Here is a 13,800-nt window from a genome sequence, read left to right as displayed (position 1 = left end):
ACGAGATCAGTCCCGGCGGGTGCCGGACTGGAAGATGCTGCGCGCCGGCGGAGGGGACGGCACGCTGGTCGCGTCTGTGACGATGGGCGCGTTCGCGGCGAACGTGCGCAACTCCTCACCGGCGACGGCCTTCGCGGGATGCGGTCCGCTCGCCAGCAGCCGCGGTAGCCACTCCAGCGGCAGGGGCGAATTGGAGCCGACCAGCACGACGTTCCCGAACCTGCGGCCCTTCAGCACCTGCGTCTCGGCCAGAGCGGCCACGTTCTCGACGACCGCTCCGAGCGTGGAGACCTGGCTGCGGGCGAAGGTCAGCGGCGGCCCGTCCGCGACGTTGACGAGCACGATGCCGTCCGGCTTCAGCAGGGAGACCGCCGAGCGGTAGAACTCGACACTGGTCACGTGCGCCGGAGTGCGCGCGCCGCTGAAGATATCCACCACGAGCAGGTCGACCGCGCCGCGCAACCCGGCGGGCAGCTTGCCGACGACCTCGCGGGCGTCCCCGTGCCGGATGCGGATCTGCGCGTACCGGGGGAGCGGCAGCTGCTCGCGCACCAGATCCACCAGGCGGCTCTCCAACTCGACCACCTGCTGGCGCGAGCCCGGGCGGGTGTACGCGACGTAGCGCGGGAGGGTCAGCGCACCGGCCCCCAGATGCACCGCGGTGATCGGCTCGCCGGGGTCGCCGATCAGGTCGATGACGTTGCCCATCCGCTGCACGTACTCGAAGAACAGCTGCGAGGGGTCGTCGAGGTTGACGTGCGACTGCGGAGTCCCGTCCACCACCAGCTGATAGGCGCCGGGCACGAAGCGGTCCGGCTCCACCGCCGCCAGGAATCCGCTCTCCGACAGCACGACCGCGGGCACAGGTGGGGGCGTATTCGGTGACACACCGGCAGCCTAGTCTCGACGCCCTCACCGAGCGTCTGCGGGCGTTCGGAACGAGTGCGCCCGGTCGCCCCGCCGCACTCGTGACAAACGATCGCAGTCGCCCGGGCGGTAGCGCCGCCGTCCGACCGGGGGAAGGATGGGGCCGTGACCGACCCGAGCAGCAGACCCGACCTCGTCCTCGTCACCGGGGGCTCCGGCTTCCTCGGTGCGCACTGCATCCTCGCGCTGCTAGAGGCGGGATACCGGGTCCGTACGACGATCCGCACTCCCGCGCGCGCCGCCGACGTGCGGTCGCAGCTTGCGGCGGGAGGCGTCGACGACCCGGGCGACCGGCTCGAGTTCGCGATCGCGGACCTGACCTCCGATGACGGGTGGGTGGGCGCGGTCGCCGGCTGCCGCTTCGTGCTGCACGTCGCCTCCCCGTTCCCGTCGAAGCAGCCGAAGGACCCGGACGAGCTGATCCGTCCCGCTCGCGACGGAGCACTGCGCGTGCTGCGCGCCGCGCGCGACGCCGGAGTCGAGCGCGTCGTGCTGACCTCGTCCTTCGCGGCGATCGGCTACGGGCATCCGCCCACCGACCGCCCGTTCACCGAGGAGGACTGGACCGAGCTCGACAGTGGTCGTCCGATCAGCGCGTACGTGCAGTCGAAGACGATCGCCGAGCGTGAGGCGTGGGCGTTCATCCACGCTGAGGGCGGCGACCTGCAACTTGCGACCGTGAACCCCGTCGGCATCCTCGGCCCGGTGCTCGGGCCGGACGTGTCCAGCTCGATCGAGCTGATCCGCCTGGTGAAGGAAGGACGCCTCCCGCGCCTGCCCGACGTGCACTTCGGCATCGTGGACGTCCGCGATGTCGCCGAGCTGCACCTCCTCGCCATGACGAGGCCCGAAGCCGCCGGCCAGCGCTTCCTGGCGATCGCGGGCGAGGTGATGAGCGCTCAGGAGGTCGCCCTCCTCATCCGCGGTCACCTGGGCGAGGCCGCGGGGCGCCGGGTCAGCACGAAGCTCATGCCGCCGTGGATGCTGAAGGCGGCCGCGCCGTTCAGCCGCCGCGTGCGGGACGCGCTCCCCGACCTCGGCACCGCGCGTCGCGCGTCCGGCGAGAAGGCCCGGCGCGTGCTCGGCTGGTCTCCGCGCACACGGGAGGAAGCGGTCATCGCGACGGTCGACACGCTGCCGACGTACCATCCGTGACGCCCCTGATCGGGGCCCTGACGGCCGGGAATAGAACAACTGGCGGCGGGTTATACATCAGGACGGGGTCCGGGTCAAGAAAAGACTGGACACGGCGCGTCTGTTTGACATATAGTTGTTCTTTGCGCTCCCAGTCAAACTTCTGCCTTCATATTGCGGTCGGCTCTGACTCTCCGTGCGCGCCTGGGCCCGACATTTCGGGTCAGATGAGGCGGCGCGATGCGACTGGGAGTTCTCGTCCACATCACTCCACGACCGAGTAACTGGCCCGACGGGGCCCACGGAGGTTATTTCCTTGGCTGCTGCGCGCAACGCAACCAACACTGACAAGACACCCAAGAACGGACGAGCCGCATCTCGTCTTTCGTTCGCCAAGATCACGGACACCCTCACGGTTCCCGATCTGCTCGCACTGCAGACGGAGAGCTTCGACTGGCTGGTCGGAAACGACGTGTGGAAGGCACGCGTCGCCGAGGCCGAGTCGCAGGGTCGTCAGGATCTTCCCGCCAACACGGGCCTCGAGGAGATCTTCGAGGAGATCTCTCCCATCGAGGACCTCGGCGAGACCATGCAGCTCTCGTTCACGAACCCCTTCCTCGAAGAGAAGAAGTACTCGATCGACGAGTGCAAGGAGAAGGGCAAGACCTATTCGGCCCCTCTCTACGTCGAGGCCGAGTTCATGAACCACCTCACCGGTGAGATCAAGACCCAGACGGTCTTCATGGGTGACTTCCCGCTCATGACCGAGCGCGGAACGTTCATCATCAACGGCACCGAGCGTGTCGTCGTGTCGCAGCTCGTGCGTTCGCCGGGCGTCTACTTCGAGGCCACGGCCGACAAGACCAGCGACAAGGACATCTACTCGGCGCGGGTCATCCCGAGCCGCGGAGCCTGGCTCGAGTTCGAGATCGACAAGCGCGACCAGGTCGGTGTCCGCATCGACCGCAAGCGCAAGCAGTCGGTCACGGTCTTCCTCAAGGCCCTCGGTCTGACGAGCGAAGAGATCCTCTCCGAGTTCGCCGGCTTCCAGTCGATCGAGCTGACCCTCGAGAAGGACGCCATCCTCACCAAGGAGGAGGCGCTCAAGGACATCTACCGCAAGCTGCGTCCGGGTGAGCAGGTCGCTGCCGAGGCCGCACGTGCGCTCCTCGACAACTTCTACTTCAACCCGAAGCGCTACGACCTCGCCAAGGTCGGCCGTTACAAGATCAACCGCAAGCTCGGCCTCGAGGCCCCGCTGTCGGACTCGGTGCTGACCGTTCAGGACATCATCGCGACGATCAAGTACCTGGTCTCCCTGCACGACGGCCAGACCACGTTCAAGGGCCTCCGCAACGGAGTCGAGACGGACATCCGCCTCGACGTCGACGACATCGACCACTTCGGCAACCGTCGTATCCGCGCCGTCGGCGAGCTCATCCAGAACCAGGTCCGCACCGGTCTGTCCCGCATGGAGCGCGTCGTCCGCGAGCGCATGACCACGCAGGACATCGAGGCGATCACCCCGCAGACCCTGATCAACGTGCGACCCGTCGTCGCCGCGATCAAGGAGTTCTTCGGAACGTCGCAGCTGTCGCAGTTCATGGACCAGAACAACCCGCTCGCGGGTCTGACCCACAAGCGCCGCCTCTCCGCGCTCGGCCCCGGTGGTCTGAGCCGTGAGCGTGCCGGTGTCGAGGTCCGTGACGTCCACCCGTCGCACTACGGCCGCATGTGCCCGATCGAGACCCCGGAAGGCCCGAACATCGGCCTGATCGGCTCGCTCGCGTCGTTCGCCCGGATCAACTCGTTCGGGTTCATCGAGACGCCGTACCGCAAGGTCGTCGCCGGCCGGGTCACCGACCAGATCGACTACCTGACCGCTTCCGAGGAGGACGACTTCGTCGTCGCGCAGGCCAACGCCCCGCTCGACCCGAACGGCCACTTCGTCGAGGAGCGCGTGCTCGCCCGTCAGAAGGGCGGCGAGGTCGACCTGATCCCCGCCGACGAGATCGGCTACATGGACGTCTCGCCGCGCCAGATGGTGTCGGTCGGTACGTCGCTGATCCCCTTCCTCGAGCACGACGACGCCAACCGAGCCCTCATGGGTGCGAACATGCAGCGCCAGGCGGTGCCGCTGCTCCGCTCGGAGAGCCCGGTCGTCGGAACCGGTATGGAGGGCTACGCGGCCATCGACGCCGGTGACGTGGTCATCGCGGAGAAGTCCGGTGTGGTCTCCGAGGTCTCGGCCGACGCAGTCACCGTCCAGGCGGACGACGGCACGTACCAGACCTACTACCTGCGCAAGTTCGACCGCTCGAACCAGGGAACCTCGTACAACCACCGCGTGGTCGTCGACGAGGGTGACCGGATCGAGCAGGGCGAGGTCGTCGCAGACGGTCCCGCGACCGAGAACGGCGAGCTCGCGCTCGGCAAGAACCTGCTCGTCGCGTTCATGCCGTGGGAGGGTCACAACTTCGAGGACGCGATCATCCTCAGCCAGAACCTGGTGAAGGACGACACCCTCTCCTCGATCCACATCGAGGAGTACGAGGTCGACGCCCGCGACACCAAGCTGGGTAAGGAAGAGATCACCCGCGACCTGCCGAACGTCAGCCCGGACCTCCTGGCCGACCTCGACGAGCGCGGCATCATCCGCATCGGCGCCGAGGTGCGCCCCGGCGACATCCTCGTCGGCAAGGTCACGCCGAAGGGCGAGACCGAGCTGTCGGCGGAAGAGCGCCTGCTCCGCGCGATCTTCAACGAGAAGAGCCGCGAGGTGCGCGACACCTCCCTCAAGGTCCCGCACGGCGAGGAGGGCACCATCATCGGTGTCAAGGTCTTCGACTCGCAGGACGGCGACGACGAGCTCGGCTCCGGCGTCAACCAGCGCGTGGTGGTCTACATCGCCCAGAAGCGCAAGATCACCGCGGGTGACAAGCTCGCCGGTCGTCACGGCAACAAGGGCGTCATCTCGAAGATCCTTCCGGTCGAAGACATGCCGTTCCTCGCGGACGGAACTCCGGTCGACGTGATCCTCAACCCGCTGGGTGTTCCTGGACGAATGAACTTCGGTCAGGTCCTCGAGATCCACCTCGGCTGGATCGCGCAGAACGGCTGGGAGATCAAGGGCAAGCCGAAGTGGGCCGCAGCGCTCCCTGAGGCCGCGTACAGCGTCGCCCCCGGCACCAAGGTCGCCACCCCGGTGTTCGACGGAGCGAGGGAAGAGGAGATCGCAGGTCTGCTCGACTCGACCCTCCCGACGCGCGACGGCGACCGCCTGATCGGCGGCTCCGGTAAGACGCAGCTGTTCGACGGCCGCTCCGGCGAGCCGTACCCGGACCCTGTGTCGGTCGGTTACATGTACATCCTGAAGCTGCACCACCTGGTCGACGACAAGATCCACGCCCGTTCGACAGGTCCGTACTCGATGATCACCCAGCAGCCGCTCGGTGGTAAGGCACAGTTCGGTGGTCAGCGCTTCGGTGAGATGGAGGTGTGGGCCCTCGAGGCCTACGGTGCCGCGTACGCGCTGCAGGAGCTCCTGACCATCAAGTCGGATGACATCCTCGGCCGCGTGAAGGTCTACGAGGCCATCGTCAAGGGTGAGAACATCCAGGAGCCGGGCATCCCGGAGTCCTTCAAGGTCCTCATCAAGGAGATGCAGTCCCTCTGCCTGAACGTGGAGGTGCTCTCGGCCGATGGTCAGACCGTCAGCCTCCGCGACTCGGACGACGAGGCCTTCCGCGCTGCGGAAGAGCTCGGCATCAACATCTCCTCCCGCTTCGAGTCGTCGTCAATTGATGAAATTTGACGCCGAGATCTGACCCGGCAGACAGCCAACTGACGAAACTTTTTGTAGAGAGTAGGAACATTGCTCGAGTCAACAACTTTTGACGAGCTGCGTATCGGCCTGGCCACCGCCGACGACATCCGTCGCTGGAGCTACGGCGAGGTCAAGAAGCCGGAGACGATCAACTACCGGACCCTGAAGCCCGAGAAGGACGGCCTGTTCGGAGAGCAGATCTTCGGACCGTCCCGTGACTGGGAGTGCTCGTGCGGCAAGTACAAGCGCGTCCGGTTCAAGGGCATCGTCTGCGAGCGCTGCGGCGTGGAGGTCACCAAGTCCTCCGTCCGTCGTGAGCGCATGGGCCACATCGAGCTCGCCGCTCCGGTCACGCACATCTGGTACTTCAAGGGTGTGCCGAGCCGTCTCGGCTACCTCCTCGACATGGCGCCGAAGGACCTCGAGAAGGTCATCTACTTCGCCGCCTACATGGTGATCTCCGTGGATGAGGACGGCCGTCACGCCGACCTCCCCGGCCTCGAGAACGAGCTCCGGCTCGAGATCAAGACGCTGTCCGACCAGCGCGACGCCCGCGTCGCCGAGCGTCTGCAGCGCCTCGAGACCGACCTCGCCGCACTGGAGGAGGAGGGTGCCAAGGCCGACCAGAAGCGTCGCGTCAAGGACACCGCCGAGAAGGAGATGGGACAGCTCCGTAAGTCCTTCGACGAGGACATCGCCCGCCTCGAGCGCGTGTGGGAGTCGTTCCGCACCCTCAAGATCGGCGACCTCAAGCCCGAGGACGCGGACTTCAACGAGCTCCTCGACCGCTACGGCCTCTACTTCGAGGCCTACATGGGCGCCGAGGCGATCAAGCGTCGCCTGCTGGCCTTCGACCTGGCCGCCGAGGCCGAGCTGCTCCGCGAGCAGATCGCCAACGGCAAGGGCCAGAAGAAGATCCGTGCGATCAAGCGACTCCGCGTCGTCTCGTCGTTCCTGGCGACCGGCAACTCGCCGGCCGCGATGGTCCTCGACGTCGTTCCGGTGATCCCGCCGGAGCTGCGCCCGATGGTCCAGCTCGACGGTGGCCGCTTCGCCACCAGCGACCTGAACGACCTGTACCGCCGTGTGATCAACCGCAACAACCGTCTGCGTCGTCTGCTCGACCTCGGTGCTCCCGAGATCATCGTGAACAACGAGAAGCGCATGCTGCAGGAGGCCGTCGACGCGCTGTTCGACAACGGCCGCCGCGGCCGTCCCGTGACGGGTACCGGCAACCGCGCCCTCAAGTCCCTCAGCGACATGCTGAAGGGTAAGCAGGGTCGTTTCCGTCAGAACCTGCTCGGAAAGCGCGTCGACTACTCCGGTCGTTCGGTCATCATCGTGGGTCCGCAGCTCAAGCTGCACCAGTGCGGTCTGCCCAAGCAGATGGCGCTGGAGCTGTTCAAGCCGTTCGTCATCAAGCGCCTGATCGACCTGAGCCACGCTCAGAACATCAAGGCCGCGAAGCGGATGGTGGAGCGTTCGCGCCCGCAGGTGTGGGATGTGCTCGAGGAGATCATCCGCGAGCGCCCCGTGCTGCTGAACCGTGCGCCCACGCTGCACCGTCTGGGCATCCAGGCGTTCGAACCGCAGCTCGTCGAGGGCAAGGCCATCCAGCTCCACCCGCTCGTCTGCGCCGCGTTCAACGCGGACTTCGACGGCGACCAGATGGCCGTTCACCTTCCGCTGTCGGTGGAGGCACAGGCCGAGGCTCGCATCCTGATGCTCGCCTCGAACAACATCCTGAAGCCGTCCGACGGCCGCCCGGTCACCCTGCCCTCGCAGGACATGATCATCGGTCTGCACCACCTCACCACCGTCCGCGAGGGCGCTGTGGGCGAGGGTCGCGCGTTCTCCTCGGTCTCCGAGGCGATCCTCGCGAAGGACCAGGGCACGCTGCACCTGAACGCCAAGGTCAAGATCCGTCTGACCGACTACGTTCCGTCCGACGCAGCCGACACCGGTGCCGAGCCGACCACCGCCATCGTGGAGACCACGCTGGGTCGCGCCCTCTTCAACGAGACGCTCCCGGCGGACTACCCCTACGTGGAGGAGGTCGCCGACAAGGGCACGATCTCGTCGATCGTGAACGCCCTCGCCGAGCGGTACCCGAAGGTGGAGGTCGCCGCGGCGCTCGACCGGATCAAGGACGCCGGCTTCTACTGGGGCACCCGCTCGGGCGTCACGGTGTCGCTGAGCGACATCCTGACTCCGCCGAACAAGGCGCAGATCGTGGCCGGTTACGAGAAGAAGGCCGCCAAGATCACCTCGGAATTCGAGAAGGGTCTCACGACCGACCTCGAGCGCCGCCAGGAGCTGGTGAAGATCTGGACCGAGGCAACCAACGAGGTCGCCGAGGCCATGCGCGCCAACTTCCCGGAGGACAACACCATCAACCGCATGGTGACGTCCGGTGCCCGTGGTAACTGGCTGCAGGTCCGCAACATCGCCGGTATGCGTGGTCTGGTGAACAACCCGAAGGGCGAGATCATCCCGCGCCCGATCATCTCCTCGTACCGCGAGGGGCTGTCGGTGGCGGAGTACTTCATCGCGACGCACGGTGCCCGTAAGGGTCTGGCCGACACGGCCCTCCGTACGGCCGACTCGGGGTACCTGACCCGTCGTCTGGTGGACGTCTCGCAGGATGTCATCATCCGTGAGGACGACTGCGGCACGACCAAGGGTCTCGACCTGCCGATCGCCACGGTCGGTGCGGACGGCACCCTCACCCGCGACCCGAACGTCGAGAACTCGGTGTTCGCCCGTACCCTGGCCGCTGAGGCGGTCGGTTCGGACGGCTCCGTGGTCGCGAAGGCGGGCGAGGACGTGGGCGACGTGCTCATCGACAAGCTGGTCGCCGCCGGCGTCACCGACATCAAGGTCCGCTCCGTGCTGACCTGCGAGTCGGCGGTTGGCGTCTGCGCCGCCTGCTACGGCCGTTCGCTCGCGACCGGCAAGCTGGTGGACATCGGCGAGGCGGTCGGCATCATCGCCGCCCAGTCGATCGGTGAGCCCGGAACGCAGCTCACGATGCGTACGTTCCACACGGGTGGTTCCGCGTCCGCGGACGACATCACCCAGGGTCTGCCACGCGTCCAGGAGCTGTTCGAGGCACGTACCCCCAAGGGTGCGTCCCCGATCGCCGAGGCTGCCGGCCGCATCACCATCGAGGACACGGACAAGTCCCGCAAGGTCATCCTGACCCCGGACAGCGGCGACGAGCCGCACGTGTACCCGGTGCTGAAGCGTTCGACCCTCCTGGTGGAGGACGGACAGCGCGTCGAGCTCGGCCAGCAGCTGATCGTCGGCACGGTCGACCCGAAGGAGGTTCTGCGCGTCAAGGGTGTCCGCGAGGTGCAGAAGCACCTGGTGGGCGGCGTGCAGGGCGTCTACCGCTCGCAGGGTGTGCCGATCCACGACAAGCACATCGAGGTCATCGTCCGTCAGATGCTCCGCAAGGTCACCGTCGTCGATCACGGCGACACCGACCTGCTGCCGGGTGAGCTCGTCGACCGGTCGAAGTACAACGAGATCAACCGCGCGCACCTGCAGGAGGGCAAGAAGACGGCCTCCGCCCGTCAGGAGGTCATGGGTATCACCAAGGCCTCGCTGGCGACCGAGTCGTGGCTGTCGGCCGCGTCCTTCCAGGAGACCACCCGCGTCCTGACGCAGGCGGCCATGGAGGGCAAGTCCGACCCGCTGATCGGTCTCAAGGAGAACGTCATCATCGGTAAGCTCATCCCGGCTGGTACCGGCCTGCAGCGCTACCGGAACGTCTCCGTCGAGGCGACTGAGGAGGCCAAGGCGGAGCGGTACCCCAACCGCATCTTCGCTGACGACTCCTCGTTCAACGAGAGCGACCTGAGCTTCGTCGACTTCGACAGCTTCAGCTCGGACGACTACACCCCGGGCACCTACAACTAAGCAGGTACCCGCACGACGAAGGCCCCCGGCATGAGCCGGGGGCCTTCGTCGTTCCCGGGCTCCGATGTCCTTCAGATTTGCGTCAATTCGTGGTTATGGCCGGCCCATAACGACGATTTGGCGCAAATCTCAGGGTGGCGGTCTGGGAGAATGGACGCATGTGGCGACAGCTCCTCGAGTACACGGACACGGCCGGCCGCGCGATGGTCGGCTTCGCGGGCGTGCTGCTGGTCGCCGCCGTCGTGAGCTTCGTCGTGGGGATCGCGCAGGCCGCCTCCGGCCACGTCGCCGTGACTCTGCCGTACTGGCTGACGACCATGGGCTGCGCCGTCGTGGCCCTGCTGCTGATCTTCCTCGCGAGCCGCCGCGGCAAGCTGCGCTGACGCTCCCGGGGCTTCGACGGCATTAAGGAGCGTCGGCGCTCTGGGCCGGCCGCGGCATCCATTGGACGATGGATGCACGACCCGCACCCGGGTGCCCCCCACCGGTGTGGCACCCTCTCGCGGGTCTGTTGCCCTGTTCCGGCTGCTGAATAGGGTGACTACGCCCAGCCGTCCAGGGAGCTCTCGCCTCTGCCCGGTCGGACCTGCCGTTCACCCGACCCGTCGGCAGCCGTATCACCGAGGAGGTCCCCGTGGCGTCCATGACCGAGATCCTCATCCTGCACGGCCACCTCCCGATCGAATACCTCGACCGAGTGGAGACCGAGCCGGCGGCGGACGAGTCCGTCGTGCGCGAACTGATCACGCGCGGCGCAATCACGTCCGCGCAGTTGGCGCGAGCGCGAGCGGCCCAGGCCGGCATCCCGTTCGTCGAACTGACCGACTACCCCGTCGACCGCGCGGCCGTCGCGCTGATCCCCGGCGCGATCTGCCGTCGCCACACGGTCCTCCCGATCGGCACCGTCGACGGCATGATCGTCCTGGCGATGGCCGACCCGGGCAACGTGTTCGCCATCGACGACGTGCGTGCCGCCTCCCGGCTCACCGTTGCGGCCGCTGTCGCCGAGGAGACGGACCTGCGGGCCGCGATCGACCGGTACATCCGCGCCGACGACGAGCTGAGCGACCTGACTTCGACGCTGGAGGAGGAGAAGGCCGCCAGCGAGGAGGCGTCGGTCGCCGAGTCGACCGACGACGACGCACCGATCGTCCGATTCGTGAACCTGCTGGTGAGCCAGGCCATCCAGGACCACGCCTCGGACATCCACATCGAGCCGGCCGAGCACGACGTCCGGGTGCGCTATCGCATCGACGGCGTGCTCCACGCCATGCAGTCGGCGCCCAAGAGCATCCAGAACGGCGTCATCTCCCGGCTGAAGATCATGTCGGACATCGACATCGCCGAGCGCCGCAAGCCGCAGGACGGCCGCATGTCGGTGGTTCACGGCGGCCGCCAGATCGACCTCCGCGTCGCGACCCTTCCGACGGTCTGGGGCGAGAAGGTCGTCATGCGAATCCTCGACAACACCAACACGGGGATGACGCTGAAAGACCTGAATCTGCTGGAGCGCAACTTCGAGACCTACCGCGAGGCGTATTCGAAGCCGTACGGGATGATCCTGGTCACCGGTCCGACCGGCTCCGGCAAGTCGACCACCCTCTACACGACGCTGAACGCCGTCGCCCGGCCGGAGATCAACGTGATCACGGTCGAGGATCCGGTCGAGTACCGCATGCCGGGCATCAACCAGGTGCAGGTGAACCCGAAGGCGGGGCTGACGTTCGCGAGCGCGCTGCGCAGCATCCTGCGCTCCGACCCGGATGTGGTGCTGCTCGGTGAGATCCGCGACCACGAGACCGCGCAGATCGCGATCGAGGCGTCGCTCACCGGGCACCTCGTGCTCTCGACGCTGCACACCAACGACGCCCCGAGCGCGGTGACACGCCTGACCGAGATGGACATCGAGCCCTTCCTGGTCGGTTCCGCCCTCGACTGCGTCGTCGCCCAGCGGCTTGCGCGGCGTCTCTGCGACCGCTGCAAGCAGCCGGGCACCTTCGTCGCCGACGACCTGCGCCGCCTACGCTTCGCCATCCCCGTGGATGAGGCGCCGCCGCAGCTGTTCGTCCCGGTCGGCTGCCCCGCGTGCTCGAACACCGGCTACCGCGGCCGCATCGCGGTGCACGAGGTCATGGCGGTGACGGAGGAGATCGAGCGCCTCGCCGTCGAGCGCGCCTCCAGTGCCGAGATCGGCCGGGCTGCCCGCGAGCAGGGGATGCTGACCCTGCGCGAGGACGGCTGGGAGAAAGCCAAGCGCGGTCTGACATCCGTCGACGAGATCCTGAGAGTTGTCGCCTAGGAGGGCACATGACGAACGACGAGAGCTGGGGTGGCTTCCCGCCGCCGGTGGACAAGCCGGTGTACGAGATCCCGGTGACCCCGCCCGGCGCGAGCGCCGGCGGGTGGACGCCCGGCCCTGGTGTGCCGCTGAGTGCGCCGCCCCAGTGGGGGCCGCCGGTGGGCGCCGAGCCGGTTTCGTATGCGGCACCCGAGTCGGTGCTGCCGGAGCCGGTTTCGTATGCGGCGCCGGTGCCGGCGCCGGCGCTGCCCGAGCCGGTGGCGTACTCGGCGCCCGAGTCGGCTCTGCCCGAGCCGGTCACGTACGCCGATCCGGAGCCGTTCGTCGCCCCTGAGCCCGAGCCCGCCACCCTGGTCTGGTCGCTCGACCACCCGGCTTCATCGCCGCAGCCGGGCGCGCCGACTGCCCCCGTGACCCGTCTGATCCCCGCCGGTCGCCGTGCCGCGGCGCCGGTGCCCGAAACACAGGAAGTCCACCACCCGACGATCCCCGAGTTCGACGAGAGCCTCACCGATCCCGAGCGTGAGGCGCTCGAGAAGGCGGACAAGGATCTGGTGCTGGCCCTCCACGAGGTGGTCTACCAGCGGGCCTCCGACCTGCACATCACGGTCGGCGCCCCGCCGATGGTCCGCGTCGACGGCGGGCTCCGCGCGGCGGCGAGCACTGAGCCATGGAACCACGAGCGCACCCGCAGCGCGCTCACCAGCCTGCTCACCGAGCGCCAGCTGCAGCAGTTCGAGCGGGAACACGAGCTCGACTTCGCGTTCACCATCTCGGCGAACTCCCGGTTCCGCGTGAACCTGTACCAGCAGCGCGGTTCGTACGGCGGCGCGTTCCGTCTCATCCCGACCGAGATCAAGCAGCTGGATGCGCTCGGCGTACCGGAGACTGTCGGCCAGTTCGCGCAGCTGCCGCGCGGCCTGGTGCTGGTCACCGGCCCCACCGGTTCGGGCAAGTCGACCACGCTGGCGGCGCTCATCGACCTCGTGAACAGCACCCGCTCGGACCACATCGTGACGGTCGAAGACCCGATCGAGTTCATGCACGTGCACAAGAAGTCGATCGTCAACCAGCGCGAGGTCGGGTTCGACACCCACAGCTTCAACAACGCGCTCAAGCACGTGCTCCGTCAGGACCCCGACGTGATCCTCATCGGCGAGCTCCGCGACCTGGAGACGATCTCGGTCGCCCTCACCGCGGCGGAGACCGGCCACCTCGTCTTCGCCACCCTGCACACCCAGGATGCGCCGCAGACCATCGACCGCGTGATCGACGTCTTCCCGCCGCACCAGCAGGATCAGGTGCGGGCGCAGCTGGCCGGCACCCTCCAGGGCGTCGTCTCGCAGACCCTGATCAAGCGCGCGAGCGGAAAGGGCCGGGTGGTCGCGACCGAGATCCTCATGATGAACCCGGCCATCGCCAACGTCATCCGCGAGGGCAAGACCTATCAGATCCCCTCCATGATGCAGGCGGGTCGGGATTCGGGGATGCGCACGATGGATCAGCACCTGGCCGAGCTCGTCAACGCCGGCGTGATCACCCGCCGGTCCGCGATGGAGAAGGCGCACGACAAGGAGGGCATCACCCGCCTCATCCAGCGCATCGAGTCGCCGACCGAGGCTTCGGCTATGGCGATCGCCGCGAGCGGTCCCGACTTCGGCGACAGCTACTCAGGAACGGTGGGCTGATC

General features: G+C 67.4%; 7 protein-coding genes. 6 read left to right on the top strand and 1 reads right to left on the bottom strand.

Annotation, left to right across the window (positions count from 1 at the left end):
- Positions 1 to 6: 6 nt before the first annotated feature.
- A complete protein-coding gene (locus tag AB4Y74_RS13085; protein WP_441799492.1) occupies positions 7 to 888 on the bottom strand; it encodes a spermidine synthase in 882 nt (293 codons plus the stop codon).
- Between the two features lie 144 nt (positions 889 to 1,032).
- Between AB4Y74_RS13085 and AB4Y74_RS13080 the strand changes: the two genes are divergently transcribed.
- The 6 genes from AB4Y74_RS13080 to AB4Y74_RS13055 all read left to right on the top strand — a co-directional run bounded on the left by AB4Y74_RS13080 (position 1,033) and on the right by AB4Y74_RS13055 (position 13,798).
- A complete protein-coding gene (locus AB4Y74_RS13080; protein WP_441799491.1) occupies positions 1,033 to 2,082 on the top strand; it encodes an SDR family oxidoreductase in 1,050 nt (349 codons plus the stop codon).
- Between the two features lie 295 nt (positions 2,083 to 2,377).
- Positions 2,378 to 5,875 carry a DNA-directed RNA polymerase subunit beta gene (gene rpoB, locus AB4Y74_RS13075; protein ID WP_441799490.1) on the top strand — a complete coding sequence of 1,166 codons (3,498 nt, stop codon included), beginning with the start codon at positions 2,378 to 2,380 and terminating at the stop codon, positions 5,873 to 5,875.
- 60 nt (positions 5,876 to 5,935) lie between these two features.
- The gene (rpoC, locus tag AB4Y74_RS13070; protein WP_441799489.1) at positions 5,936 to 9,811 is read left to right on the top strand and encodes a DNA-directed RNA polymerase subunit beta'; all 3,876 of its coding nucleotides are present in this window, start codon (positions 5,936 to 5,938) and stop codon (positions 9,809 to 9,811) included.
- A gap of 158 nt (positions 9,812 to 9,969) precedes the next feature.
- On the top strand, positions 9,970 to 10,194 hold the full coding sequence (locus tag AB4Y74_RS13065; RefSeq protein WP_441799488.1) for a hypothetical protein: 225 nt from the start codon (positions 9,970 to 9,972) through the stop codon (positions 10,192 to 10,194).
- Positions 10,195 to 10,445: 251 nt separating this feature from the next.
- Positions 10,446 to 12,110, top strand: a complete 1,665-nt coding sequence (locus AB4Y74_RS13060; protein ID WP_441799487.1) for a GspE/PulE family protein — start codon at positions 10,446 to 10,448, stop codon at positions 12,108 to 12,110.
- Positions 12,111 to 12,118: 8 nt separating this feature from the next.
- Positions 12,119 to 13,798 (top strand): PilT/PilU family type 4a pilus ATPase, encoded by a 1,680-nt coding sequence (locus AB4Y74_RS13055; protein ID WP_441799486.1) that lies wholly within the window; start codon positions 12,119 to 12,121, stop codon positions 13,796 to 13,798.
- Positions 13,799 to 13,800 lie beyond the last annotated feature (2 nt).

The sequence above is a fragment of the Leifsonia sp. RAF41 genome, from assembly GCF_052114085.1.
Taxonomy (GTDB): Bacteria; Actinomycetota; Actinomycetes; order Actinomycetales; family Microbacteriaceae; genus Leifsonia.
The sequence above is the reverse complement of the archived record's forward strand: the minus strand, read 5'-3'. Positions and strand labels throughout refer to the sequence as shown.